This is a genomic window from Kitasatospora sp. NPDC059146 (assembly GCF_042786665.1).
Classification (GTDB): domain Bacteria; phylum Actinomycetota; class Actinomycetes; order Streptomycetales; family Streptomycetaceae; genus Kitasatospora.
Genome location: NZ_JBHZCY010000063.1, coordinates 1 through 24,132 on the forward strand (window position 1 = coordinate 1; position 24,132 = coordinate 24,132).

Sequence of the window (24,132 nt, forward strand, 5' to 3'; positions counted from 1 at the left end):
CATCAGCATCGTCGCGGCCTCGGCCCCGGCCGGGGCGGGCGCCTCGGGCAGGTCCGAACCGGAGGTACGCAGGCCCTCCGGCATCAGCACGGTCGCCGCCTCGGCCGCGACCGGCGCGGGCGGCGGCGTCGAGGCGCTCGGCGGCAGCGGGGCGGCGAACGGGTCCTCGCCCGGCGGCGGCGCGAGCATGGTCGGCGCGTCCCCGGCGGGCCGCGCGGAGACCGGCGGCTCGGTCAGCACGGCGGGCGCCACCGGTACGGGCGCGGGCGGCAGCGGCGCGGGCGGCACGTCGGCAGGCGCGGGCGCGGCAGCCGGGGCCGGGGTCGGAGCCGGGGCCGCGGCACCGGCCAGCTTCTCGGCCTCCGCCGCGATCGCCGCCGCCCCCGCCTCCTGCAGCCACTGCGGCGGGCTGAGCAGGAAGGAGGTCGCCTCCACCGGCCCCGGTGCGGGCTTCGCCGCCCCGGCCGGGTTGGCCGCGACCGGCCGCCCGTACACCTCCTCGAACTGCCGGACCACCTCGTTGACGGGCAGCGCGGGCCACAGCGTGCTGGCGCCCGAGTCGCGGGCGATCACCAGCCGCGCCCCGCCCGCACCCGCGCCGCCGTCGGCACCGGCACCGGGCCCACCCGCCGTGTCCGCGGACGAGACCGCCCAGCAGACGAAGCCGAGGTCGAACTCCCGGACCCGCACCTCGCGCTGCTGCCCGTGCGGCACCCCGCCGTTGACCCACTCCTCGGCGAGCTCCTGCGCCTGCGCGTACGTCACCACGCCCGGTTCACCCCTGTCCCCGTCGTCCCCACTCGTTCCCTCAACGCCGTTCCCGCGCTCACGTCAGTCCACCGGGACGGCCCGGGCGAACCCGCCGTCCACCATCAGCTCCGCGACCGTCTCCAGCTCCGGCGGGCTGCCGGCCAGCCGCAGCAGGAAGGCGTCGAAGTCGTCCCCGCAGGGCAGCAGCAGCCGGGCGCAGCGCTCCTCGGGGGCCTCCGGCCCGCCGGAGTCCCGGGCGTCGTCGTACAGGTGGAACCAGACCGAGCCGATCCGGTCGCCGCGCACCTTGAGCGCGATCAGGCCGCCCTGCGCGTAGGCGATGCCCAGGTAGTCCTTGGTGAGGTGGTCGCGCAGGCACTTGTTGGCGTAGACGACGTCCTCGGTGCCGTACTCCTCGGTGAGGGTGAGGAACGGCTGGTCGAGCAGCATGCCGAGCTCGGTGTCCAGCGCGACGCCGACCGGGCCGCGGCCGCCGCCGAGCTTGAGGAAGGTGCGGTAGGCACCGGGCAGCTGGTAGCCGAGGCGCTCCTCGGCGCGCTGCACCAGGTCCTCGGGGACGCCGATCGGGTCGCCGCCGTCCTTGGCCAGCGAGAAGTGGACGGGCCGGCGCTCCTGCAGCGGGCGGGTGCCCCGGCGGGTGTGGTCGGCGGGCGAGGTGGCCAGGCCGCCGTGGTGGCGCAGCAGGGACTTGACCTCGACCGGGACGAGCTCCATCCGGCGCCAGCCGGGGGCGGCCCGGCCGACCGCGTGGTGCCAGGTCCAGCCGGGCGGGGTGGCCACCGCGGTCTCCAGGTCGGCCCAGAGCGGGTGGCCCTGGGTGAACAGGGCGGCGTTGGCCGAGACGTAGTCGGTCAGCCGCAGTTCGTCCACGCCGAAGCCCTGCGGCGGGTCGGCGACCTCGGCCGCCGCGGCGGCGTACGGACCGAAGTCCGGGTAGCCGGCCTCGTCCACCCGGACCCCGGCCGGGTGCCGCTCGGCACGGACCGGGTCCGGGAACTGCACCACCTGACCTGCGTACGCCGCGTTCGGTGCGGCGGTGACGCCGGGCCGACCTGTCGTCATCTGGGAGCCCCCACTGGCTGCTGCAAAATGCTCGGTGCGCTTGCTGGGCACCAGCCTATTGGGTCACCCGCCCGGCCGACCCCTCGCACCCGGGGCCCGCCGCAACACCTCCACGACCCCTACCTGCCGGGCCCGTGTGACTCGTCGCGGGCGCCGTGGCCGCCGATCGGCCGTACGGGGGCGGCGAGTTCGTCGTCGTCGGTGAGCACCGCCCCGGCGTCGCCGTTGCCACCGGGGCCCGCCCGGGGCCCTCCCGGGGCTCGCTGCCGGAACCGTACCGGGCGGGGTCCGGACCGGGGGCGGTTTCGGTAAATCGACGGACAAGTCATGACGATGCTGTGCGGGTCCGGCCGGTGGGCGGCCAGGATGCGGGTGGGACGGGTGCCCGGCCGGCCGGTGGCCGTACGGGTGTTCGGTCCGCCCCGCACCCCGGTTGTGCGGTTGTCGGTACCGAATGACAGGCTTGCCCCGGGACCGACCGGAGCCAACGGGAACCGGACCGCCAGGAACGAGGAGGAGGACACCGCATGACCACCGGTGAGCCGGCGGGCCCGCCCGTGCTGCGCCACCACCGCGACAGCCTGCTGCCCGCCGTCGCCGCCGCGCTGTCGCCCAAGGGCGGCGAGGTGCACACCCTGGCGGGCGACAAGGACGACCGGCGCCCGGTCCTGCACCCGCTGGTCGGCGAGTTCCTGGACACCCTGCCGGTCGAGGCCCGCGAACGGTTCACCGGCCGCTGCCCGGAGGCCGTCCTGCTCTCCCAGTACCTGACCACGGTCGACGGGAAGCGCTCCAAGCGCGCCGCCCGCAAGCCGATGAGCCTGCAGGAAGCCCGCAAGGCGCTCAAGGGCTCCCGGATGACGACGCTCCGGATCCGCGAGGAAGGCGACCCGGCACACGGCACCCACGCCCCGCCGTGCCGCTCCTGCGCACCGATGCTGGAGCACTTCACGGTGCAGAGCGTCGCCGTCGGACCGCCGGCGCGCTGAGCGTCCGCACGCCGGACGCCCACGCCCGCCCGCCTCCCGTACGCCTCTCGTACGCCCCCTGTCCCCGAGCCCCGGAGCACGCCCTGAACCCGCCCAGCCCGCCCCCGCCCCCGCCGGCCACCCTCGCCCCGGGCACCCCGCCCCCGGCCGGCCCCACCGGGCGGACCCGCCCGCGCTTCCCCGCCGACGTCGCCGCCGAGCTCAAGGCGGCCGGCTGGCACCCCGGCCGCTGGCAGATCCGGCAGGCCGAGGAGTGGGCCGACGCCCTGGTCGGGCACGGCGGTCCCGGCGGCGTCCCGCACGCGGTGTTCCCGGCGGCCGTCGAGGCCTGGGCGGAGTTCGGCGGCCTCGCCTTCGACCTCTCCGGCCCCGGCCGCCAGTTGGCCCGCACCCCGTTCCTGATCGACCCGATGTGCGGGCTGCACCAGCCGCGCACCCTGTTCGACCTCGGCCGGGCCCTGGGCAGCCGGCTCGCCCCGCTCGGCGAGGAGGCCTACGGGCAGGCGCTGCTGGCCGTCGACGAGGAGGCCCGGGTCTACAGCCTGGACCACACCGGCGAGTGGTTCCTCGGCCACGGCATCGACCAGGCGATCAGCACCCTGGTCCTGGGCACCGCCCCGGAACGGCTGCGCACCGCCGAGGAGTACGGCCGCGCGTACGGCCAGGGCCCGTCCACGCCGGGCTGAGGCGCCTCCCGTGGATCAGGCCGGACCCGCGGCGCCCGGCCGGCCGAGCCGGTCCGCGCGGACGGCCAGCCGGGACGGCAGCACCGCCTCGACCCGGAAGCCGCCGTCCGCCTCCGGCCCGGAGGAGAAGGTGCCGCCCAGCGCGATCACCCGCTCCCGCATCCCGACCAGCCCGTTGCCCCCGCTGGGCAGCTGCGCCGCCCCCCGCTCCCCGCCCGGGCAGGCGTTCACCACGCTCACCCGCACCCCGTTCGGCGCGTACGCCAGCAGCACCGACACCTGCGCCCCGCCCGCGTGCTTGTGGGCGTTGGTCAGCCCCTCCTGGACGACCCGGTAGGCGGTCTGCTCGGCCTCGCCGGTGAACTCCTGCCGGCTGCCGCTGACGGTCAGCGTCACGGCCATCCCGGCCGCCCGGGACTGGTCGACCAGCCGGGGCAGCACGGCCAGCGAGTCCGGCTCCTGCGGCCGTTCGTCGTCCATCCGCAGCACGCCGAGGATCTCGCGCAGCTCGTTCAGCGCCTGCCGGCCCACCTCGCCCATCAGCCTGGCGCTCTGCGCGGCCTTCTCCGGGTCCTTGGCGGCTATTCGCTCCAGCGCCCCGGAGTGCACCACCATCAGCGAGACCCGGTGGGCGACCACGTCGTGCATCTCCCGGGCGATCCGGGTGCGCTCCTCCAACCGGGCCCGGCGGGCACGCTCCTGGGCCTGCTCGGCGAGCAGGTCCAGTTCGGTCTCCAGGCCGTGCGCACGGTCCTTGAGCGACTCGATCAGCCGCCGCCGCGCCCCCACGTACAGTCCGGTCACCACCGGGGCGACGGTCAGTCCGACCGCGACCAGCAGCGACAGCACGACCAGGCCCCACAGCGGGGTCCGCTCCGCCGCGACCGAGTCGTCCGGGGTCATCAACTGGAGCGCCATCACGGCGCCGGCCTCGGCGAAGGCCAGCCCGGACAGCGCCACCACCCGGCGGCGCCGGGACGGCCACTCCCAGGTCTCCGCCAGCGTGTACAGCGACACCACCAGCAGCAGCACGCCCAGCATCCCGGGCAGCACCAGCAGGGTCGCCACCACCGGCACGGCCGGCCACCGCCGGCGCACCACCAGCGAACCGCCGGCCAGCGTGCCGAGCAGGGCGATCCCGGCCATGCCGAGGACGCTCACGTGCATCCGGGCGGAGAGGAAGGCGATCGTGCTGGCCGAGCACTCGACCGCGGCGAGCAGCGCCAGCCCGACGTCGAGGAGGGCGCTGCGCCGCCGCTTCCACCACCAGAACGACCGGACCGGCACGCGCTCCCCAGGCGACTTGCTCATGCGTGACAGGTTAAGCGGCAACCCCCGCCCTTCCCCACCCGGATTGCCCGGCACACCCCCTACCCCCCTCAAGTGGTCCAGACCACAGGTGGTTTTCGGCAGCCCTGTCCGCCATCCGGCCACCTCGCGGACAGCGACCGCCCCGACACCTATGCTGGTCGCGTCGGACAGCGCGGTCCGCACGCGTCACACCCGCCACACTGCGCGTGGACCTGTGACGATGAGCCGTTGCCGAACCCCACCACCAGAGGGAGCCAGCCGTGACCGCTCCGGTCCCCACCCCGGCGGACAGCCCCACCGTCCTCGCCGCCGGCGCAGCCGAGGACAACTCGGCCCTGCGCGCGGACATCCGCCGCCTCGGCGACCTGCTCGGCGAGACGCTGGTCCGCCAGGAGGGCCCCCAGCTGCTGGGCCTGGTCGAACAGGTCCGCCTGCTCAGCCGCACCGACGGCGAGGCCACCGCCGAACTCCTCTCCGACATCGACCTGGACACGGCCGCCAAGCTGGTCCGGGCCTTCTCCACCTACTTCCACCTCGCCAACGTCACCGAACAGGTGCACCGCGGCCGGGAGTTCGCCACCCGCCGCGCCCGCGAGGGCTCGCTGCTGGCCCAGACCGCCGACCAGCTCGCCGAGGCCGACCCCAAGCACCTCCAGGACACCCTGGCCAACCTCGCGGTCCGCCCGGTCTTCACCGCCCACCCCACCGAGGCCGCCCGCCGCAGCGTGCTCAACAAGCTGCGCCGGATCGGCGAACTCCTCGACCGGATCCACCGCGAGGAGCTCAGCAACGGCCTGGCCGCCGCCGACCCGGCCCGCACCAGCAGCGCCAAGCGCTCCGCCGACCGCCGCCTCGCCGAGGTCATCGACCTGCTCTGGCAGACCGACGAACTGCGCATCGCCCGCCCCGAGCCCACCGACGAGGCCCGCAACGCCGTCTACTACCTGGACGAGCTCTACCGCGAGGCCGTCCCCGAGGTGCTGGAGGAACTGCACGAGGAGCTCGCCCGGGTCGGCCTCAACCTGCCCGACGGCGTGCGCCCGCTGACCTTCGGCACCTGGATCGGCGGCGACCGCGACGGCAACCCCAACGTCACCCCGCAGGTCACCTGGGACGTCCTCAACCTCCAGCACGAGTACGGCATCCAGGACGCCCTCGCCGCCATCGACGACCTGCGCAACACCCTCTCCACCTCCGAGCGGCTGGCCGGCGCCTCGGTCGACCTGCTCGCCTCGCTCAACACCGACCTGCACCGGCTCCCCGAACTCAGCCCCCGCTACAAGCGGATGAACGCCGAGGAGCCCTACCGCCTCAAGGCCACCTGCATCCGGCTCAAGCTGGAGAACACCCGCGAGCGGCTGGCCGGCGGCACCCCGCACGTCGAGGGCCGCGACTACCTCGGCACCCGCGAACTCGTCGCCGACCTGCGGCTGATCCAGGAATCGCTGCGCGCCCACCGCGGCGAGCTGATCGCCGACGGCCGGCTGGCCCGCGCCATCCGCACCATCGAGGCCTTCGGCCTCCAGCTCGCCACCATGGACGTCCGCGAGCACGCCGAGGCCCACCACCACGCCCTCGGCCAGCTCTTCGACCGGCTCGGCGAGGAGGCCTGGCGCTACGCCGACATGCCCCGCGAGTACCGGCAGAAGCTGCTCGCCAAGGAGCTCCGCTCGCGCCGCCCGCTGGCCCCCACCCCGGCCCCGCTGGACGAGGCCGGCACCAAGACCCTCGGCGTCTTCAACACCATCCGCCAGGGCTTCGAGCGCTTCGGCGACGAGATCGTCGAGAGCTACATCATCTCGATGTGCCAGGGCGCCGACGACGTCTTCGCCGCCACCGTGCTGGCCCGCGAGGCCGGCCTGATCGACCTGCACGCCGGGATCGCCAAGATCGGCATCGTGCCGCTGCTGGAGACCACCGACGAACTCCAGCAGGCCGACCGCATCCTCGACGAGATGCTCTCCGACCCCTCCTACCGGCTGCTCGTCTCGCTGCGCGGCGACATCCAGGAGGTCATGCTCGGCTACTCCGACTCCTCCAAGTTCGGCGGCATCACCACCTCCCAGTGGGAGATCCACCGCGCCCAGCGCCGACTGCGCGACGTCGCCCACCGCTACGGCATCCGGCTGCGCCTCTTCCACGGCCGCGGCGGCACCGTCGGCCGCGGCGGCGGCCCGTCCCACGAAGCCATCCTGGCCCAGCCCTGGGGCACCCTGGAGGGCGAGATCAAGGTCACCGAGCAGGGCGAGGTCATCTCCGACAAGTACCTGCTCCCCTCCCTCGCCCGGGAGAACCTGGAGCTGACCATCTCCGCCACCCTCGCCGCCTCCGCGCTGCACACCGCCCCGCGCCAGGCCCCCGAGGAACTGGCCCGCTGGGACGCCGCGATGGACCGGGTCTCCGAGGCCGCCCACACCTCCTACCGCGCCCTGGTCGACCAGGAGGACCTGCCGAAGTACTTCTTCGCCTCCACCCCGGTCGACCAGCTCGCCTCGCTGCACCTGGGCTCCCGCCCGTCCCGCCGCCCCGACTCCGGCGCCGGCCTGGACGGCCTGCGGGCCATCCCGTGGGTGTTCGGCTGGACCCAGTCCCGCCAGGTCGTCCCCGGCTGGTACGGCGTCGGCTCCGGCCTCGCCGCCGCCCGCGCGGCCGGCCTCGGCGACGTGCTGGACGAGATGCACGGCCAGTGGCACTTCTTCCGCAACTTCCTGTCCAACGTCGCCATGACGCTGGCCAAGACCGACCTGCGGATCGCCCGCCACTACGTCGAGCAGCTGGTGCCCGGCGAGCTGCGGCACATCTTCGACCAGATCGTCGCCGAGCACGACCTCACCCTGCGCGAGGTGCTGCGGCTCACCGGCGAGAACGAACTGCTGGAGCACAACCCGGTGTTGAAGCAGACCTTCACCGTCCGGGACGCCTACCTCGACCCGATCTCCTACCTCCAGGTCGCGCTGCTGCGCCGCCAGCGCGAGGAGGTCGCGACCGGCCGCCCGGAGGACCCGCTGCGCGCCCGCGCGCTGCTGCTCACCGTGAACGGCATCGCCGCCGGCCTGCGCAACACCGGCTGACGCCCGGCCGAACGCCCCAGGGCCGGTGTCCACGTCCCGTGGACACCGGCCCTGCGTACGTACGTTCCTACTCCGCGGGCTCGCCCGCGCGCCGGCGCTTGAGCCACAGGGCCGCCCCGCCGGCCACGACCACCAGGCCGCCGCCGACCGCCAGCAGCCCCGCGTCGGGGCCGACCGACTCGCCCAGCAGCGGGGCGAACTGCGCCGCCGCGGGCTCCGGCGTGATCGCCGGATCGGGCTCGGCCACCGGATCGGCGTGCGCCACCGCGCCGCTGGACAGCAGCATCCCGGCCGCCCCCAGGGCACCGGCGGTGCCGACCCGTCGTCCGAGCTGCTTGAGCCGGACCACCCGGAGCCGCCGGAGTCGGCGGACCGGACGCAATCTGCGCATCGAGAACTCCCCAGGACCCGTTCGCGTACCGGGCCGACGGTATCCGATCCCGCACAGGGTTCTCACACGGATTCAGGTTTACCGGGCAAGCGTTGTACGACTGTTGTGTACCCGGCACACCGTGCGCATGACGTCACGTCAGACGCCGCCCGTTTCAGGAGTTGTACGTGCCCTGCGCCCGCTCCAGCCCCTCGGACAGCAGCGCCTCCACCGCGTCGGCCGAGCGGTCCACGAACCACTCCAGCTCCTTGCGCTCGGTCGAGGAGAAGTCCTTCAGCACGAAGTCGGCGACCTCCATCCGGCCCGGCGGCCGGCCGATCCCGCAGCGCACCCGGTGGTAGTCCGGGCCCAGCGACTTGGTGATCGACTTCAGCCCGTTGTGGCCGTTGTCCCCGCCGCCCAGCTTGAGCCGCAGCGCCGCGTAGTCGATGTCCAGCTCGTCGTGGACGGCGATCAGCGCCGAGGCGGGCACCTTGTAGAAGTCCCGCAGCGCCGTCACCGGCCCGCCGGAGAGGTTCATGAAGGACATCGGCTTGGCGAGCACCACCCGCTTGCCCGCCAACCGCCCCTCGGCCACCTGGGCCCGGCTCTTGTGCGCCTTGAACCTGGCACCCATCCGCTGCGCCAGCAGGTCGACCACCATGAAACCGATGTTGTGCCGGTTCCGGGCGTACTGCTCGCCCGGGTTGCCCAGCCCCACCACGAGCCAGGGCCCGTCGTACTCCTCCGCCATGTTTCCCTTCTCCCTCGCGCTCGACTCCGCGCTCGACGCCGCGCCCGACGCCGTCATCCCGATCATCCTGGACGCACCGCTGCCCCGGCCGCTCCAGGGGAGCGACCGGGGCAGCGGTCGAAAGCTACGGGGTACCGGAGGCTCAGGCCTCGGTGCCCTCGGCCTCGGCGGCCTCGGCGTCGGCGTCGGCCTGCGAGGCCTGGGCGCCGATGACCTGCAGCACGACGGCGTCGGCGTCGACGGCCAGGGTGACGCCGGCCGGCAGGGCGATGTCCTTGGCGTGGATGGAGGCGCCGGCCTCCAGGCCCTCGACCGAGACGGTGACGGACTCGGGCAGGTGGGTGGCCTCGGCCTCGACCGGCAGCGCGTTGAGGACGTGCTCCAGCAGGTTGCCGCCCGGGGCCAGCTCGCCCTCGGTGTGGACCGGGATCTCGACGGTGACCTTCTCGCCGCGCTTGACCAGCAGCAGGTCGACGTGCTCGATGGTGCGCTTGATGGCCTCGCGCTGGACGGCCTTCGGCAGGACGTACTCGTCCTTGCCCTCGATCGGAACGACCAGCAGGGCGTTCGGGGTCTTGAGGGCCATCATCAGGTCGTGGCCGGGCAGGTTCAGGTGAACCGGGGCGTGGCCGTGGCCGTAGACGACACCGGGGACGAAGCCGGCGCGGCGGGCGCGACGGGCGGCACCCTTGCCGAACTCGGAACGGGTCTCAGCGGCAATGCGGATCTCGGACACGACTGCACTCCTCGTGAAGAATGGCGCGGGGGTGCAGGCAACGCGAAAAACCGCCGGGACCACACCCTCAGTACGTTCGGGGGTCACTCGGCGGCAACGACTTCTGCCGGCGGACGGAATCCGTTACGGCAGCGCGTCGATCACGGAGTCGGTGTCCGTCGAGCGGGCACACGACATCCCTCGCCGAGCAGTTTCACGAGTCTAACCGCACCGGCCCGCTGCGACGAAATCGGGCCCCCGGCCGACGCCCCCGCCGAACCGGCAGCGGCCCCGAACCGGCGGCGGCCCCGGACCGAGGTGGTCCGGGGCCGCCTGCGCGGGGCTTCGTCAGTGCACGCCCTCGAAGAGGCTGGTGACCGAGCCCTCCTCGAAGACCTCGCGGATCGCGGCGGCGATCGACGGGGCGATGGACAGCGTGGTGATCTTGTCCAGCTGGAGCTCGGCCGGGGTGGGCAGCGTGTTGGTGAACACGAACTCGCTGACCCGGGAGTTCTTGAGCCGGTCCGCGGCCGGGCCGGAGAGCACGCCGTGGGTGGCGGCCACCAGGACGTCCGCGGCGCCGTTCTCGAACAGCGCGTCGGCGGCGGCGCAGATGGTGCCGGCGGTGTCGATCATGTCGTCGACCAGGACGCAGACCCGGCCGTCGACGTCACCGACCACGTCGGCCGACAGGATGGTGTTGGCCTGGGTGATGTCGCGGCGCTTGTGGATGATCGCCAGCGGGGCGTCCAGCCGGTCGCACCACTGGTCGGCCACCTTGACCCGGCCGGCGTCCGGCGAGACGACGGTCAGCTTGGAGCGGTCCACCTTCTCGCCGATGTAGTCGGCCAGCAGCGGCAGCGCGAACAGGTGGTCCACCGGGCCGTCGAAGAAGCCCTGGATCTGCGCGGTGTGCAGGTCGACGGCCATCAGGCGGTCGGCACCGGCCTGGCGGAGCAGGTCGGCGACCAGACGGGCCGAGATGGGCTCGCGGCCGAGGTGCTTCTTGTCCTGGCGGGCGTACCCGTAGAACGGCAGGATCGCGGTGATGCTCTTGGCGGAGGCCCGCTTGAGAGCATCGATCATGATCAGCTGTTCCATGATCCACTGGTTGATGGGAGCCGTGTGGCTCTGCATCACGAAGCAGTCCGCGCCACGCGCCGACTCCAGGAAGCGGACGTAGATCTCGCCGTTGGCGAAGTCCAGGGCCTTGGTCGGGACCAGCTCGGTCCCCAGCGCCTCGGCAACCTCCCTCGCCAGCTCCGGGTGGGCACGGCCGGAGAAGAGCTTGAGCTTCTTCTCACCCGACGTCGTGATCCCGCTCACTGCACCGTCTCCTCGTGTTGCGGACGCTGAACCCCGCTCCCGAGGAGGGCAGGCGCAGCCCGCACTCACGAGGGGATCGGGGAATGTCGGTACGCCTGGACACGGGCGGTAAGCCCAGTGGCGCACGTATGTCCCCCAGGTTACGCGCCCGCGCAGAAACCGTCCGCCCCGGGGACCGGCCGACCGGTCCCCGGCGGGCGCGTCAGACCTCGGCCGCGCCGTCGGTCGCGGCCCGCGCGGCCTGCGCGGACACCGTGCCCGGGCGCTTGCGCTCCACCCAGCCCTCGATGTTGCGCTGCTGCGCGCGGTTCACGCCGAGTGCGCCGGGCGGAACGTCGGTGGTGATCACCGAGCCCGCGCCGGTGTAAGCGCCGTCACCGACGGTCACCGGGGCGATGAACATGTTGTCCGAGCCGGTGCGGCAGTGCGCCCCGATGACGGTGCGGTGCTTCTTCACCCCGTCGTAGTTCACGGTGACCGAGGCCGCGCCGACGTTGGTGCCCTCGCCGATCGTGGCGTCGCCGATGTAGGAGAGGTGCGGCACCTTGGCGCCCTCGCCCAGCTCGGAGTTCTTGACCTCGACGTAGGTGCCGACCTTCGCCTTGCGGGCCAGCTTCGCCCCCGGCCGCAGGTAGGCGTACGGGCCGGTGGAGGCGAGCTCGCCGATCTCGGCGCGGTCGGCCGTGGTGTTGCTCACACGGGCGCCGGCGCCGACCAGGGTGTCCCGGAGGGTGGAGTTCGGGCCCACCTCGCAGTCCTCGCCCAGGTGGGTCGCGCCCTGCAGCTGGGTGTTCGGCAGCACCACGGCGTCCGGCTCGTACGTCACCTGGACGTCCATCCAGGTGCTGGCCGGGTCGACCACGGTGACGCCCGCGCGCATCGCCCGCTCCAGCAGGCGGTCGTTCAGCAGCCGGCGGGCCTGCGCGAGCTGGACCCGGTCGTTGATGCCCAGGATGTCCCGGTGGTCCTCGGCGACCACGGCGCCGACCCGGTGCCCGGCCTCGCGCAGGATCTCCAGGGTGTCGGTCAGGTACTCCTCGCCCTGCGAGTTGTCGGTGGTCAGCTCGGCCAGCGCCTCGGTGAGCAGCTTGGCGTCGAAGGCGAACACGCCCGAGTTGATCTCGGCGATGGCGCGCTGGGTGTCGCTGGCGTCCCGCTCCTCGACGATCGCGGCGACGGTGCCGTCCTCGTCGCGCAGGATGCGGCCGTAGCCGAAGGGCTCGGGGACGACGGCGGTCAGCACGGTGACGCCGTTCTGCTGGGCCTCGTGCGAGCGGGCCAGCCGGCGCAGGGTGTCCCCGGTGAGCAGCGGCGAGTCCCCGGCGGTGACGATCACGGTGCCGTCCAGCGTCACGCCGTCGGCGGCCAGCGACTCCAGCGCGGTGCGGACCGCGTGGCCGGTGCCGTTCTGCTCCTCCTGCACGACCGGGCGCACGGCCGGGTAGTGCGTCGCCAGGTGCTCCTCGACCTGCTCGCGCTGGTGGCCGACCACCACGACGAGCTGCCCCGGCGTCAGTTCCCCGGCCGCCGAAACCGCGTGACCCACCAGCGAGCGCCCGCACACCTCGTGCAGCACCTTGGGCACCTTGTTCGACTTCATCCGGGTCCCACCACCGGCGGCGAGCACGACAACGGCGGCAAGCGAATTGGCACCCATGCGGGGAGGCTCCTCATTAGGTTCAAAGAGAGGGCAGAGCAGGCCAGAACGCGGTCCGCACATGTGCTCTGGCAGTTCGAGGATAGTGCGGGGCGGCGAGCCGAAACGCCAGACGCCCGGCCCGCGCATGCCCGCCCGCGGCCGTACTCAGTGCTCCCGGAGGAGGATTCGAACCCCCATAAGCTGGACCAAAACCAGCTGTCCTGCCCTTAGACGATCCGGGACCGGAGCTCCACCGCCGGAGGCCCGGCGGCGCGCTGGGCCAAGACTACGGGGTAGCGCGCCTCACATCTACCACCAATGCCGACCCTCCTGGCCCGTCCGATCCGGGCACGGGAGGGGTTCCGGGTTCATCCATCCAGTCGGGTGAATTCACTCAAGCGCCGCGCGGGGGTGTGTTCCCCTGGACACGGAGCGCAACCTACGATGCCGTAGGTTACGCCAACGTAGGTCCGCTCTGTCCCGTTCCGGGACGCCGCGAAGGGACGCCCATGACCATCCAGGCCGACGAGGCGCACGCGGGGGCCACCGCCCTCCCCGACCCCTCCCCCGATCCCTCCGCCGACGCCGCGACCCGGCTGTCCGCCACCCGCGGCGGCGAGAAGCAGGGGGCCGCCGAGCGGATCGCGCTCGGCCTCTTCATCCTCGTCCCGTTCGCCGCGCTGGTCGCCGCCGTACCGGTGGCCTGGGGCCGGGGGCTCGGCTGGACCGACGTCGCGGTCACCGTCGCCATGTACTTCCTCACCTGTCACGGCATCACCGTCGGCTACCACCGCTACTTCACCCACGGCTCCTTCAAGGCCCCCCGCCCGATGCGGCTGGCCCTCGCCGTCGTCGGCAGCCTCGCCGTCGAGGGACCGCTGGTGCGCTGGGTGGCCGACCACCGCAAGCACCACCGGTTCAGCGACAAGGACGGCGACCCGCACTCGCCGTGGCGCTACGGGGAGAGCGTCCCGGCCCTGGTCAAGGGCCTGTGGTGGGCCCACATGGGCTGGATGTTCGACGAGGAGCAGACCCCGCAGCTCAAGTACGCCCCGGACCTGGTCGGCGACCCGGCGCTGCGGCGGATCTCCCGGCTGTTCTGGCTCTGGACCACCATCTCGCTGCTGCTGCCCGCGCTGGTCGGCGGCCTGGTGAGCCTGTCCTGGGAGGGCGCGCTGTCCGCCTTCTTCTGGGGCTCGCTGGTGCGGGTCGCCCTGCTGCACCACGTCACCTGGTCGATCAACTCGATCTGCCACGCCATCGGCCGGCGCCCGTTCCGCTCCCGGGACCGCTCCGGCAACGTCTGGTGGCTCGCGGTGCTCTCCTGCGGCGAGTCCTGGCACAACCTGCACCACGCCGACCCGACCTCGGCCCGGCACGGCGTCCTGCGCGGACAGATCGACTCCTCGGCCCGGCTGATCCGCTGGTTCGAGCTGGCCGGCTGGGTCCGGGACGTCCGCTGGCCGGACGCGGAGCGGATCGCCGCCCGCCGCGCCGCATGAGGCGGCGCTTCCAGCATGATGTAGGGGTGAACGGGAGCAGCGCAGACAGCACAGGCGGTCACCACAGCACGCGGACGGACCCGGCGCCCGGAACGGCGCCGGCCCGTCCGCGGGCCGCTGCGGCGCCGGGCGCGGCTCCCGACGGCGGTGCCGACCGGACCGCGGACGGCGCCGCCGACCGGTCCGCGGCCGCCCCGGCCCCGCGCCGCCGGGGCGGCCGGGTCCGGATGACCGGCAAGCAGCGCCGGGAACAGCTGCTGGAGATCGGCCGGACGGTCTTCGCGGAGCGCGGCTACGACGGCACCTCGGTGGAGGAGATCGCCGAGCGCGCCGGGGTGTCGAAGCCCGTGGTGTACGAGCACTTCGGGGGCAAGGAAGGGCTCTACGCGGTGGTGGTGGACCGCGAGATGCAGCTGCTGCTGGACATGGTGACCGGGGCGCTGACCGGCGGGCACTCGCGCGAGCTGCTGGAACAGGCCGCCTTCGCGCTGATGGACTACATCGACACCTCGACGGACGGCTTCCGGATCCTGGTCCGGGACTCCCCGGTGGCCCAGTCGACCGGCACCTTCGCCTCGCTGATCAGCGACATCGCGACCCAGGTCGAGGACATCCTGGGCCTGGAGTTCAAGTCCCGGGGCTTCGACGCCCGGCTGGCCCCGATGTACTCGCAGATGCTGGTCGGGATGGTCGCGCTGACCGGCCAGTGGTGGCTGGAGGTCCGCAAGCCGGACAAGGCCACGGTGGCGGCGCACCTGGTGAACCTCGCCTGGCACGGGCTGGAGGGCCTGGAGCGGCACCCGAGGCTGGTCGGCGACCGCCTGACCTGACCGTCCGCCCGTCCACCCGTCCGCCCGCCCGTCGTCACGCCGGGCGACGGGCTACCGCCTGACCCCGACCGCGAAGATCCGCCGGAACGGGAAGACCGTCCCGTGCGGCCCGGCCGGGTAGGCCTCGCGCAGCAGCCGCCCGTACTCGGCGAGGAAGGCGGCCCGGTCGGCCGGGTCGGCGAGCCGGCCGAGGACGGGCCGCAGCGCGGTCCCCTTGACCCACTCCAGCACCGGGTCCGGCCCGGGCAGCAGGGTGCTGTAGGTGGTCTCCCAGACGTCGGCGGCGCAGCCGGCCCCGGCGAGGACGTCCAGGTACCGCCCGGGCGGGTGGACACCGCCCCGGACGGCGTCGGCGCCGAGGGCGTCGCGCCAGCGGGCGCTGCGGCGCAGTTCGGCGAGCAGGGTGTGGCTGGGGGCCTCGAAGTTGCCGGGCACCTGGACGGCGACCACCCCGCCGGGCTCCAGGGCGTCCGCCCAGCGCGCCAGCACCGCCAGGTGGCCGTCCACCCACTGGAGGGTCGCGTTCGAGGCGATCAGGTCGGGCGCGGCCGGGGCCGGGTCGTAGTCGCGGGCGTCGGCGAGCAGGTAGTCGGCGGTGGGCTCGCCGTCGGTGCGGGCGGCCTCCAGCATCGGGGCGGAGCTGTCGAGGCCGGTGAGCCGGGCCTTCGGCCAGCGTTCGCGCAGGACGGCGGTGGAGTTGCCGGGGCCGCAGCCGATGTCGAGGACCGTCGGGGCGGGCTCGTTCGGCAGGGCGGGGACGCGGGCGAGCAGGTCGCGCAGCGGGCGGGTGCGTTCGTCGGCGAAGCGCAGGTACTGCGCCGGGTCCCAGACGGGGCTGGTCATGGTTCACCTCGCAGGTATCTCGACATCAAGATATCGCCGAAAAGCCTCGCTGGCACATTTCTCGATGTCAAGAGACTTCACATCGACACATCCACCGATACACTGATCGTCATGGAGGACGAGGTCGACAGGCTGGTCGCGGCGTGGCGCCGGGAGCGCCCCGACCTCGACGTGGAGCCGCTGGAGGTGCTCAGCCGGGTCAGCCGGCTCGCCCGCCACCTCGACCGCGCCCGCCGCACCGCCTTCGCCGAGCACGGGCTGGAGCCCTGGGAGTTCGACGTCCTGACCGCCCTGCGGCGGGCCGGCTCCCCGTACCAGCTCTCCCCCGGCCAGCTGCTCACCCAGACCCTGGTCACCTCCGGCACCATGACCAACCGGATCGACCGCCTCACCGGCAAGGGCCTGGTCAAGCGCCTGCCCGACCCCGACGACCGGCGCGGCGTGCTCGTCCGGCTCACCGACGACGGCCGCGACCGCGCCGACCAGGCCCTGGCCGGCCTGCTCGCCCACGAGCGCGAACTGCTGGCCCAGCTCAGCTCCGGCCAGCAGGGCGAACTCGCCGGCCTGCTGCGGCTGCTGGTCGCCCCGTTCGACAACATCCCGGGCTGACGACCACCGCTGCGGCGTCCGGCCCCGACGCTCCGCTACGGCTTCCCGCTACGGCGTGGAGGCGATCGACGGCGGCGCGGCCGGCTCCGCCGGACTGACCCCGGCCCGGCGGGCCACCGCGACGGCGGCCAGCGTGGAGTGCACCCCCAACTTCCCCAGCACGTTCTGCATGTGGGTGCGGACGGTGTGCGGCGACAGGTACAGCCGCTCCGCCACCGCCTGCCGACCCAGGCCCGCCACCATGCAGCGCAGGATCTGCTTCTCCCGCGGGGTCAGGGTGTCCACCAGGCGCTCGCTCTCGGTGCGGTCCCGCCGGGCCGTCGTGAGCTCGCGGATCACCCCGGTGAGCAGCGCCGGCGGCAGGTGGGTCTCGTCCCGCAGCACCCCCCGGACCACCGCGAGCAACCGGGCCAGCGAACTCTCCTTCGCCACCCAGCCGGTGGCACCCGCGTGCAGCGCCCGGGCGGCGCGGTGCGGATCGTCCGCGGTGGCCAGCACCACCCCGCGCAGCCCCGGATGCGCCCGGCGGAGCCGGCCCAGCAGGGTGATGCCGTCCGGCGGCGGGGCCGTGGGCCGCAGCTGCTCGGCGCGGAGCTGGTCCGGGGGACGGGCGGCGGCGGTCGCCGGGACGGGCGGGGCGAGCGGGGCGGCACCCGGCCTGCGGGCGGCGGGCACCCCCGGGGCCGGGCGGCGCCGGGCCTCCTCGGCCGCCTCCGGACCGGGCCGGGCCCGGGCCGCCGGACCGCCCGCTTCACCCCCCAGGTCGGCGTCGATCAGCGCCACGTCGTAGGCCCGCCCCTCGGCCGCGGCCCGCTCCAGCGCCCGCTCGGCGGCGGCCGCGCTACCGGCCGCGCCCACCTCCACATCGGGCTCGGCGGCGAGCGCCGCGGCCAGTGCCTCGGCGAAGATCCGGTGGTCGTCGACCACCAGGACCCGGATCCGCCCCATCGTCACTACCCCCTGCTCAGAGCGCCCGAGCCCGGGGACGGGGGCCGGTCCGGCGTCCGCGTTCCGGACCCGCCGTTCCGCCCGCCCACCGGTGGCCGGTGAAGCCGAAAGGACGCCGGCCCCCACCGGTACCGCACTCAGCGTACGGGCCGGGAAACGCTCCCGTGGCGGTTCGGTGAAGTTTCGTCAGGTGGTGCGCGAGGGGCCGGACTTGACCGGGCGGACGACCCCCGGGGGTGCGCTCGCGGTGGAGCGCGCCCCGGGAGCCGTCCCGTTCCGGCCCGGCCGGCGGGGCCGTCGCCGGACTGCCCGCCGGTCTGCTCGCCGACCTACTCGTCGGACTGCTCGCCCGACTACTCGCCGGACTACTCGCCGGTCTGCTCCAGGGTGAACTTCCAGGCGTCGGCGACGATGTCGTCCAGGTTGGGGCGGCGCGGCGTCCAGCCCAGCTCCTGGTGGGCCCGCTCGGCCGAGGCCACCAGCACGGCCGGGTCGCCCGCGCGGCGGCCGACGACCTGCACCGGGATCTCCCGGCCGGTGACGCGCTTGACCGACTCGATCACCTCGCGCACCGAGAAGCCGCTGCCGTTGCCCAGGTTGCAGATCAGGTGCTCGCCCGGCTTGGCGGCGTCCAGCGCCAGCAGGTGCGCGTCGGCCAGGTCCGCGACGTGGATGTAGTCGCGGATGCAGGTGCCGTCCGGGGTCGGGTAGTCGTCGCCGAACACCGCGATGTGCGGGCGCCGGCCGAGCGCGGCCTGGAAGACCAGCGGGATCAGGTGCGACTCGGGGTCGTGCCGCTCGCCGTAGGCGCCGTACGCGCCGGCCACGTTGAAGTAGCGCAGCGAGACGGCGGCCAGGCCGTGCGCGACGGCCTCGCTGGTGATCATGTGGTCCATGGCGAGCTTGCTGGCGCCGTAGGTGTTGGTCGGCGAGGTCCGGGCGGTCTCGGCGATCGGCACGACCTCCGGCTCGCCGTAGACGGCCGCGGTCGAGGAGAACACCAGCTTGCGCACGCCCGCGGCGCGCATCGCCGTGATCAGCTCCAGCGAGCCCGCCACGTTGTTGCGCCAGTACTTCTCCGGGTCCACGACCGACTCGCCGACCTGCGAGGAGGCGGCGAAGTGCAGCACGCCGTCGAAGGAGCCGTCCAGCACCCGGCCAGCCTCCTGGATCCGGCCCTCGACGAACTCGGCGCCGGCCGGGACGCCCTCGCGGAAGCCGGTGGAGAGGTCGTCCAGGACGGTCACCTGGTGACCCGCCTCCAGCAGGTGCGCGGCCACCACGCTGCCGACGTAGCCGGCGCCACCCGTGACCAGGTACTTACTCATGATGAGACCTCCAGCGGGCGATGGTCCGCGCGGTCGGCGGCGCCATCGACGGAATGCGTACGACTGCGCTCAATTGTCCCTGCCCGCCGGGGTGCTCCGGACCACCGGGGCGGTCGCTCCCCGGCATTCTCACCCACTCCTCAGCCGACCTCCACGGCGCTGCCGCGCCGCCGCCCCGCGGGCAACCCGGCAACCCGGCAGCCCGCTCAGCCGTCGGCGGTCCGCCGGCCGTCGGCCATCCGCTCCAGCAGGCCGGTGCGCGCGGCCACCGCGGCCGCCTCCAGCCGGGTGCGCGCCCCCAGCTTCATCAGCACCCGCTGCACGTGGGTGCGGGCGGTGCTCGCGGCGATCCGCATCCCGGCCGCGATCGCCGCGGTGTCCTCGCCGTCCGCGATCCGGGCCAGCACCTGCACCTCACGGCGGGTCAGCAGCCGCAGCAGCCGGACCGCCTCGTCGTCCGGCTCGGCCACCGGGCGCAGCAACTGGTCGAAGGCCCCGCGCAGGACGTCCACCGTCACCGCGGCCTCGCCCGCCCGGGCCCGCCCGATCGCCCGCTCGACCACCTCGATCCGCTCGTCGCTGGGCACGAACCCCGCCGCCCCGGCCGCGAACGCGCAGGCCACACCCCGGAGTTCACCCACCGGCCCGAGCACGATCACGGCCACCTCGGGCCGCTCCCGGCGGATCCGGCGCAGCCCGTCGAAAGCCCCCGGCTCGCCCGGCGCGGACACCCCCAGCAGACACACCTCGGGCCGCCGCCCGGCCACCAGATCGGCCGCCACACCGGCCGGCGAGCCGACCGCGAGCACCCGGTGCCCGCGCAGTTGCAGCGCGGTGGCCAGCGCCTCGGCCAGCAGCCGGTGGTCGTCGACCACCACGAGTCGAACACCCATGACGCCCTCCCGGTCGGGGTCCGGCTCGCGCCCGCACCCCGCGGGCGGGCGGCCGATGACGCACCATCACAACGCATTCCGTACCCGACCCGCTAGGCCACCGAGGATCGCGGGACCAGCGGCGGAACGGGGCGGAGCCCGGTGCACAGAACGCGAAAGACCCCCGCCGCGAGGCGAGGGTCTTTCAGTGGAGCCCCCATGCGGAATCGAACCGCAGACCTTCTCCTTACCATGGAGACGCTCTACCGACTGAGCTATAGGGGCTTGGCCTTGCGTTTCCGCCTGGCCGGTCGAACAAGGAAGACATTACACGGCCGTCGGCCCGGAAGGGAAATCGGCTCCACCCCGGGCCCCGTGGGCCGTCAGCCCCCGGCGTGCGCCGCGTCGAACTCCTCGCGGGCCGCGAGCATCTGCCCGGCACGGCGCTCCGTCCAGCGCCCGAGCGGGGCGACCAGCGCGGCCAGCTCGCGGCCGAGCGGCAGCAGGTCGTAGACCACCCGCGGCGGCGTCTCCGGGAAAACCGTGCGGAGCACCAGCCCGCTGCGCTCCAGGCTCCGCAGCGACTGGGTGAGCATCTTGCGGCTGACCCCGCCGACCCCGCGCTGGAGCTCGGAGAAGCGCTGCGGCCCACAGGCGGACAGGCTCATCAGGATCAGCATCGACCACTTGTCGGCGAGCTCGGCGAACAGCTCGCGACTGGGGCAGAGCTGGGCGAAGACGTCCAGCTCCGGTCCCGGCTCCGGCTCCGGTCCCGGCCCCGGCTCCGGCACCCGGCCTTCGCCTGCCGGCTGCCGGCCTCCGCCTTCCGGCTCCCGCCCGACCCCGGCGTCTTCCGCCCGTCGCTCGACCTCGACCCGGGCCGCTTCCTCCGTCGTCATACGCCCAGGGTAGACCTGCGGTCTCCGATCCGCACCTGGTCTATATTGGAGACCGTTCGACGGAGCGGGCCCGCCCCGCTCCGTCCTCCTTGCCCTCCCCTGCTCACGCCGTCCCGTCCCCAGGAGTGCCCGCATGACCGCCATCCGCCCGACCGTCGCCCTCGCCTACCACTCCGGCTACGGCCACACCGCCGTGATCGCCGAGGCCGTCGCCCGAGGCGCCGCCGCAGCGGGCGCCGAGGTCGTCACGATCGCCGTCGACACCATCACCGAGGAGCAGTGGGCCCAGCTGGACGCCGCCGACGCGATCGTCTTCGGCTCCCCCACCTACATGGGCACCGCCTCCGGCGCCTTCCACGTCTTCGCCGAGGCCAGCAGCAAGCGCTGGTTCGCCGACGCCTGGAAGGACAAGCTCGCGGCCGGCTTCACCAACTCCGCCTCCAAGAGCGGCGACAAGGCCGGCACCCTCGGCTTCTTCCAGACCCTCGCCGCCCAGCACGGCATGAACTGGGTCAACCTCGGCCTCAAGCCCGGCTGGAACGCCACCACCGCCTCCGAGGACGACCTCAACCGCCTCGGCTTCTTCACCGGCGCCGCCGCCTCCTCGCCCGCCGACGCCGGCCCCGAGGCCGTCCACAAGGCCGACATCGCCACCGCCGAGCACCTGGGCGAGCGCGTCGCCCGGCACACCGCCGTCGTGCTGGCCGGCCGCGCCGCCCTGGCCGGCTGAGCCCTGGCCGACTGCTGGGCCCTGGCCGACCGAGGCCGCACCGCCGCACCGCCGCACCGCCTCGCCGCCGCACCGCACGGCTACGCCGCCGGATCCGCCCCCAACACGGGCGCCCGGCGGCGTCCGCCGTCCACCGCCGCCAACTCCGCACCCGTGGTGTCCGGCAGCAACCACAGGCAGCCCAGCGCCACCAGCCCCAGCACCCCCAGGTACCAGCCGACCGGCTGCGCCGTCCCGTACACCCCGGTCAGCCGCGTCGCCACCAACGGCGTCAGCGCCCCGCCGACCACCCCGCCCAGGTTGTACGTCAACGCGGCACCCGTGTAGCGCACCCGGGTCGGGAACAGCTCCGGCAGGAACGCCGCCACCGGGCCCATCAGGCACCCCAGCACCACCATCGCCCCGGCCAACGCCAGGAACATCAACGGCCGGCGCACCGTCTCCAGCAGCGGGAACAGCACCAGCGACCAGCCCGCCGCCAGGCCCGCCGCCCAGCGCAGCGTCCGCCGCCGCCCCCACCGGTCACTGTGCGCCGCGCTCAGCCACACCGTCACGGCCCCGCCCACCGCACCGACCAGCAGCATCGCCAGCACCACCGTGCTCGCCACCCCCAGGCCGGACGTCGCGTACGCCAGCGCGTACGTGGTGGTCAGGTAGAACAACGCGTACCCGAGCGTGATCGCCCCACCCCCCGCCAGCACCGGCCGCCAGTGCTCCCGCAGCACCTCCACCACCGGCGGGCGGTCCCGCCGCTCGTCCGCCCGGAACAACGGCGTCTCCGCCAGCCGCAGCCGCACGAACAGCCCCACCGCCACCAGCACCAACGAGGCCAGGAAGGGCACCCGCCAGCCCCACGCCCGGAACGACCCCTCGTCCAGGGTGAGTTGGAGCACCAGGAACGCCCCGTTCGCCAACACGAACCCGCCCGACGGCCCCAACTGCAGGAACCCGCCGTACCGCCCGCGCCGCCCGGCCGGCGCGTTATCCGCGATCAGCAGCGCCGCCCCGCCCCACTCCCCGCCCAACCCGACGCCCTGGCACACCCGCAGCACCACCAGCAGCACTGGCGACCACCACCCCCACACCGCGAACCCCGGCAACAACCCCACCGCCACCGTCGCCAGACCCATCAGCAACAGCGACACCACCAACGTCGCCTTCCGCCCCACCCGGTCCCCGAAGTGCCCGAACACCACCGCCCCCAACGGCCGGGCCAGGAACGCCACCGCGTACACCGAGAACGCCGCCAACAACGCCCCGGCCCCACCCAGCCCGGGAAAAAACACCGGCCCGAACACCAGGGCCGCCGCCGTCCCGTACAGGAAGAAGTCGTAGAACTCGATCGCCGTCCCGATCAACGCCGCAGCCGCGGCCCGCCTCAACTGCCCGGCCCGCCGGGCACCCTCCGCATCCATACCACCACCCTCGCCACCCCCACCCCACCCCCGCCAGCACCCACCCGAGTGACCCCGGCGCACACCCCACCCCCAGCGCCCACCAAAAAGCCCGAGCGCCGCCACCGCGACACCCGGGCCCACCTGCCCCAACCCGCCTACTGCGCGTACGGATTGCCCCCCGGAGGCACCGGCGGCACGGCAGCCCTCCGCCGACGCACCACCGCGAACACCACACCCGCCACCACCAGCAGACCGGCCACCACCCCACCCACGACCGGCAGCACACCACCCGACCCGGACGACGCCCCAGCCTTCGGCTCCGCAGTCGGCGCACCGGCCGCAGCCCCGGCCGGACTCGGCGCCGACGACGCGGACACGGACGCACTCGCCGACGGCGAAGGCGCAGCCGAAGGCGTCACCGCATCAGCCGGAAGCGGCGACACATCCGCCGGCCCGGGGTCGCCGGGGTCCGTCAACGCGACCCTCGGCCGCACAACCCCATAGCCGACTCCGTCATTGCGAACAGAACCATCAGTGGGCTTCCCTGCCGTATTGATGAGCACCCGAAGGACCTGATCTGCCGTCCAGTCCCTGTGGACCGCCCAGACCAACGCCGCCGACGCCGACACCAGGGCGGCCGCGTCCGACGTGCCGTGACTCTTGCAATACCCGGTGTTTCCCGTACAAGCCTCAATCATGTCCATACCGGGCGCAACAAGTGTCACCTGCGGCCCCTGCTGGGATTCCGTAGTCGCCAGGACATCACGACCGACGGCACCCACTCCAACGACATTGGGCAGTGCACTGGGGTACTCGGCAAGATTTCCGGACTGAGCCGAGTTACCGACACTGGATACGACCAGCGCCCCCTTCCCTCGGGCCCACGCCAAGGTCTTACTCAATTTGTCCACATCGTCAGGCGAGGTGGACACAGCAGGAATTCCTTGCGAGATGTTGATGACCTTCGCGCCTTTGTCGACCGCGTATCTGACCGCCTGCCCGACCTGGTCAAGGAAGTCGGTCGAAACCACCGGCCCAACAGTCCCATTGTTGATCTTCAACGGCAGGATCTTGGCACCTGGCGCGAGCCCATAAGCACCCGTACCGCCGTTGGCCTTACCAGTCCCAGCGATAAGACTGGCCATCTGCGTACCATGCCCGTCAGCGTATGAACCGGCACCACCGGAACCACCGCTGTAGTCCTGCCCGGGCAGGAACTGGCCCACCAAGTCCGGATGATCCAGCTTGAAACCACCGTCGATCACCGCAACGGTGATTCCGTCCCCCTTCGAGGTCTTCCACATCTCCGGGGCGTGCATGGCATCCAGATGCCACTGATCGGGCCGAATCGGACCATCAGCAATCGCAGAGGTCGCGACTGGGCCGACAACGATTCCGAGCGCGATCAGTGCCGCTGAGAGCGCTCGCAGACCTGCTCGCGTTTCCGTCCGCCCCATCACCACTCCTCGTCTGCCTCCCC

Annotated in this window: 21 protein-coding genes, 2 tRNA genes and 1 pseudogene; 7 read left to right on the plus strand and 17 right to left on the minus strand. The window is 73.6% G+C overall.

Annotated features, from left to right (window positions below; translation table 11 throughout):
- Both ACFXPX_RS24910 and ACFXPX_RS24915 read right to left on the minus strand, forming a co-directional pair.
- Window positions 1-768, minus strand: a pseudogene (locus ACFXPX_RS24910) (hypothetical protein); the annotation flags it as partial.
- A gap of 63 nt (window positions 769-831) precedes the next feature.
- Window positions 832-1,833 (minus strand): SMI1/KNR4 family protein, encoded by a 1,002-nt coding sequence (locus ACFXPX_RS24915; protein WP_375892692.1) that lies wholly within the window; start codon window positions 1,831-1,833, stop codon window positions 832-834.
- 527 nt (window positions 1,834-2,360) lie between these two features.
- On the opposite strand from ACFXPX_RS24915, the gene ACFXPX_RS24920 reads away from it, so the two are divergent.
- Complete coding sequence (locus tag ACFXPX_RS24920) at window positions 2,361-2,822, plus strand: YwqJ-related putative deaminase (RefSeq protein ID WP_375892694.1); 462 nt, start codon at window positions 2,361-2,363, stop codon at window positions 2,820-2,822.
- Between the two features lie 83 nt (window positions 2,823-2,905).
- Window positions 2,906-3,508 carry an SUKH-3 domain-containing protein gene (locus tag ACFXPX_RS24925; protein WP_375892820.1) on the plus strand — a complete coding sequence of 201 codons (603 nt, stop codon included), beginning with the start codon at window positions 2,906-2,908 and terminating at the stop codon, window positions 3,506-3,508.
- A gap of 15 nt (window positions 3,509-3,523) precedes the next feature.
- On the opposite strand, the gene ACFXPX_RS24930 is transcribed toward ACFXPX_RS24925, so the two are convergent.
- Complete coding sequence (locus ACFXPX_RS24930; protein ID WP_380643361.1) at window positions 3,524-4,819, minus strand: sensor histidine kinase; 1,296 nt, start codon at window positions 4,817-4,819, stop codon at window positions 3,524-3,526.
- A 260-nt stretch (window positions 4,820-5,079) separates the two neighbouring features.
- Here ACFXPX_RS24930 and ppc point away from each other — a divergent pair, with 260 nt between their 5' ends.
- Complete coding sequence (ppc, locus tag ACFXPX_RS24935) at window positions 5,080-7,890, plus strand: phosphoenolpyruvate carboxylase (RefSeq protein WP_380643363.1); 2,811 nt, start codon at window positions 5,080-5,082, stop codon at window positions 7,888-7,890.
- Window positions 7,891-7,957: 67 nt separating this feature from the next.
- Here ppc and ACFXPX_RS24940 read toward each other — a convergent pair whose 3' ends face one another.
- From ACFXPX_RS24940 to ACFXPX_RS24965, 6 genes are all read right to left on the minus strand, one after another.
- On the minus strand, window positions 7,958-8,281 hold the full coding sequence (locus ACFXPX_RS24940) for a hypothetical protein (protein WP_380531671.1): 324 nt from the start codon (window positions 8,279-8,281) through the stop codon (window positions 7,958-7,960).
- A 154-nt stretch (window positions 8,282-8,435) separates the two neighbouring features.
- A complete protein-coding gene (gene pth, locus ACFXPX_RS24945) occupies window positions 8,436-9,014 on the minus strand; it encodes an aminoacyl-tRNA hydrolase (RefSeq protein WP_375892700.1) in 579 nt (192 codons plus the stop codon).
- Between the two features lie 142 nt (window positions 9,015-9,156).
- Complete coding sequence (locus tag ACFXPX_RS24950; RefSeq protein WP_375892701.1) at window positions 9,157-9,750, minus strand: 50S ribosomal protein L25/general stress protein Ctc; 594 nt, start codon at window positions 9,748-9,750, stop codon at window positions 9,157-9,159.
- 327 nt (window positions 9,751-10,077) lie between these two features.
- Window positions 10,078-11,055 carry a ribose-phosphate diphosphokinase gene (locus ACFXPX_RS24955; protein ID WP_375892703.1) on the minus strand — a complete coding sequence of 326 codons (978 nt, stop codon included), beginning with the start codon at window positions 11,053-11,055 and terminating at the stop codon, window positions 10,078-10,080.
- Window positions 11,056-11,257: 202 nt separating this feature from the next.
- Window positions 11,258-12,712 carry a bifunctional UDP-N-acetylglucosamine diphosphorylase/glucosamine-1-phosphate N-acetyltransferase GlmU gene (gene glmU, locus ACFXPX_RS24960; RefSeq protein WP_375892705.1) on the minus strand — a complete coding sequence of 485 codons (1,455 nt, stop codon included), beginning with the start codon at window positions 12,710-12,712 and terminating at the stop codon, window positions 11,258-11,260.
- Between the two features lie 153 nt (window positions 12,713-12,865).
- Window positions 12,866-12,936, minus strand: a tRNA-Gln gene (locus ACFXPX_RS24965).
- A 267-nt stretch (window positions 12,937-13,203) separates the two neighbouring features.
- On the opposite strand from ACFXPX_RS24965, the gene ACFXPX_RS24970 reads away from it, so the two are divergent.
- Together ACFXPX_RS24970 and ACFXPX_RS24975 are read left to right on the plus strand one after the other, a co-directional pair.
- Window positions 13,204-14,196: an acyl-CoA desaturase gene (locus ACFXPX_RS24970; protein WP_375892707.1), complete on the plus strand. Its 993-nt coding sequence runs from the start codon at window positions 13,204-13,206 to the stop codon at window positions 14,194-14,196.
- Window positions 14,197-14,423: 227 nt separating this feature from the next.
- A complete protein-coding gene (locus ACFXPX_RS24975; RefSeq protein ID WP_375892821.1) occupies window positions 14,424-15,026 on the plus strand; it encodes a TetR/AcrR family transcriptional regulator in 603 nt (200 codons plus the stop codon).
- Window positions 15,027-15,077: 51 nt separating this feature from the next.
- Here the strand turns inward: ACFXPX_RS24975 and ACFXPX_RS24980 are convergent, their stop codons facing one another.
- Window positions 15,078-15,869, minus strand: a complete 792-nt coding sequence (locus ACFXPX_RS24980; RefSeq protein ID WP_380523994.1) for a methyltransferase domain-containing protein — start codon at window positions 15,867-15,869, stop codon at window positions 15,078-15,080.
- Window positions 15,870-15,980: 111 nt separating this feature from the next.
- Here ACFXPX_RS24980 and ACFXPX_RS24985 point away from each other — a divergent pair, with 111 nt between their 5' ends.
- Window positions 15,981-16,478, plus strand: a complete 498-nt coding sequence (locus ACFXPX_RS24985; protein ID WP_360231165.1) for a MarR family transcriptional regulator — start codon at window positions 15,981-15,983, stop codon at window positions 16,476-16,478.
- Between the two features lie 48 nt (window positions 16,479-16,526).
- Here ACFXPX_RS24985 and ACFXPX_RS24990 read toward each other — a convergent pair whose 3' ends face one another.
- From ACFXPX_RS24990 to ACFXPX_RS25010, 5 genes are all read right to left on the minus strand, one after another.
- The gene (locus ACFXPX_RS24990; RefSeq protein WP_380523996.1) at window positions 16,527-17,426 is read right to left on the minus strand and encodes a LuxR C-terminal-related transcriptional regulator; all 900 of its coding nucleotides are present in this window, start codon (window positions 17,424-17,426) and stop codon (window positions 16,527-16,529) included.
- Between the two features lie 365 nt (window positions 17,427-17,791).
- Window positions 17,792-18,754, minus strand: a complete 963-nt coding sequence (gene galE, locus ACFXPX_RS24995) for a UDP-glucose 4-epimerase GalE (RefSeq protein ID WP_375892711.1) — start codon at window positions 18,752-18,754, stop codon at window positions 17,792-17,794.
- Window positions 18,755-18,960: 206 nt separating this feature from the next.
- A complete protein-coding gene (locus ACFXPX_RS25000) occupies window positions 18,961-19,647 on the minus strand; it encodes a LuxR C-terminal-related transcriptional regulator (protein ID WP_380643365.1) in 687 nt (228 codons plus the stop codon).
- 188 nt (window positions 19,648-19,835) lie between these two features.
- Window positions 19,836-19,911 (minus strand) — tRNA-Thr (locus tag ACFXPX_RS25005).
- A gap of 98 nt (window positions 19,912-20,009) precedes the next feature.
- Window positions 20,010-20,525, minus strand: coding sequence for a winged helix-turn-helix transcriptional regulator (locus ACFXPX_RS25010; RefSeq protein WP_380643367.1), 516 nt, complete (start codon window positions 20,523-20,525; stop codon window positions 20,010-20,012).
- A 133-nt stretch (window positions 20,526-20,658) separates the two neighbouring features.
- On the opposite strand from ACFXPX_RS25010, the gene ACFXPX_RS25015 reads away from it, so the two are divergent.
- Window positions 20,659-21,255, plus strand: coding sequence for a flavodoxin family protein (locus ACFXPX_RS25015; protein ID WP_360231180.1), 597 nt, complete (start codon window positions 20,659-20,661; stop codon window positions 21,253-21,255).
- An 80-nt stretch (window positions 21,256-21,335) separates the two neighbouring features.
- On the opposite strand, the gene ACFXPX_RS25020 is transcribed toward ACFXPX_RS25015, so the two are convergent.
- Together ACFXPX_RS25020 and ACFXPX_RS25025 are read right to left on the minus strand one after the other, a co-directional pair.
- The gene (locus ACFXPX_RS25020; RefSeq protein ID WP_380643370.1) at window positions 21,336-22,670 is read right to left on the minus strand and encodes an MFS transporter; all 1,335 of its coding nucleotides are present in this window, start codon (window positions 22,668-22,670) and stop codon (window positions 21,336-21,338) included.
- 137 nt (window positions 22,671-22,807) lie between these two features.
- Window positions 22,808-24,109, minus strand: coding sequence for a S8 family serine peptidase (locus ACFXPX_RS25025; protein ID WP_380643372.1), 1,302 nt, complete (start codon window positions 24,107-24,109; stop codon window positions 22,808-22,810).
- Between the last annotated feature and the right edge of the window lie 23 nt (window positions 24,110-24,132).

What these genes read in the sequence shown, in the direction of transcription:
- ACFXPX_RS24980 (WP_380523994.1), bottom strand. Translation starts at nt 15,869, where the DNA reads ATGACCAGCCCCGTCTGGGACCCGGCGCAGTACCTGCGCTTCGCCGAC.
- ACFXPX_RS24970 (WP_375892707.1), top strand. Translation starts at nt 13,204, where the DNA reads ATGACCATCCAGGCCGACGAGGCGCACGCGGGGGCCACCGCCCTCCCC.
- ACFXPX_RS24920 (WP_375892694.1), top strand. Translation starts at nt 2,361, where the DNA reads ATGACCACCGGTGAGCCGGCGGGCCCGCCCGTGCTGCGCCACCACCGC.
- ACFXPX_RS25020 (WP_380643370.1), bottom strand. Translation starts at nt 22,670, where the DNA reads ATGGATGCGGAGGGTGCCCGGCGGGCCGGGCAGTTGAGGCGGGCCGCG.
- ACFXPX_RS25010 (WP_380643367.1), bottom strand. Translation starts at nt 20,525, where the DNA reads ATGACGACGGAGGAAGCGGCCCGGGTCGAGGTCGAGCGACGGGCGGAA.
- ACFXPX_RS25000 (WP_380643365.1), bottom strand. Translation starts at nt 19,647, where the DNA reads ATGGGTGTTCGACTCGTGGTGGTCGACGACCACCGGCTGCTGGCCGAG.
- ACFXPX_RS24990 (WP_380523996.1), bottom strand. Translation starts at nt 17,426, where the DNA reads ATGGGGCGGATCCGGGTCCTGGTGGTCGACGACCACCGGATCTTCGCC.
- ACFXPX_RS25015 (WP_360231180.1), top strand. Translation starts at nt 20,659, where the DNA reads ATGACCGCCATCCGCCCGACCGTCGCCCTCGCCTACCACTCCGGCTAC.
- ACFXPX_RS24940 (WP_380531671.1), bottom strand. Translation starts at nt 8,281, where the DNA reads ATGCGCAGATTGCGTCCGGTCCGCCGACTCCGGCGGCTCCGGGTGGTC.
- ACFXPX_RS25025 (WP_380643372.1), bottom strand. Translation starts at nt 24,109, where the DNA reads ATGGGGCGGACGGAAACGCGAGCAGGTCTGCGAGCGCTCTCAGCGGCA.
- galE (WP_375892711.1), bottom strand. Translation starts at nt 18,754, where the DNA reads ATGAGTAAGTACCTGGTCACGGGTGGCGCCGGCTACGTCGGCAGCGTG.
- glmU (WP_375892705.1), bottom strand. Translation starts at nt 12,712, where the DNA reads ATGGGTGCCAATTCGCTTGCCGCCGTTGTCGTGCTCGCCGCCGGTGGT.
- ACFXPX_RS24975 (WP_375892821.1), top strand. Translation starts at nt 14,424, where the DNA reads ATGACCGGCAAGCAGCGCCGGGAACAGCTGCTGGAGATCGGCCGGACG.
- pth (WP_375892700.1), bottom strand. Translation starts at nt 9,014, where the DNA reads ATGGCGGAGGAGTACGACGGGCCCTGGCTCGTGGTGGGGCTGGGCAAC.
- ACFXPX_RS24985 (WP_360231165.1), top strand. Translation starts at nt 15,981, where the DNA reads ATGGAGGACGAGGTCGACAGGCTGGTCGCGGCGTGGCGCCGGGAGCGC.
- ACFXPX_RS24930 (WP_380643361.1), bottom strand. Translation starts at nt 4,819, where the DNA reads ATGAGCAAGTCGCCTGGGGAGCGCGTGCCGGTCCGGTCGTTCTGGTGG.
- ACFXPX_RS24915 (WP_375892692.1), bottom strand. Translation starts at nt 1,833, where the DNA reads ATGACGACAGGTCGGCCCGGCGTCACCGCCGCACCGAACGCGGCGTAC.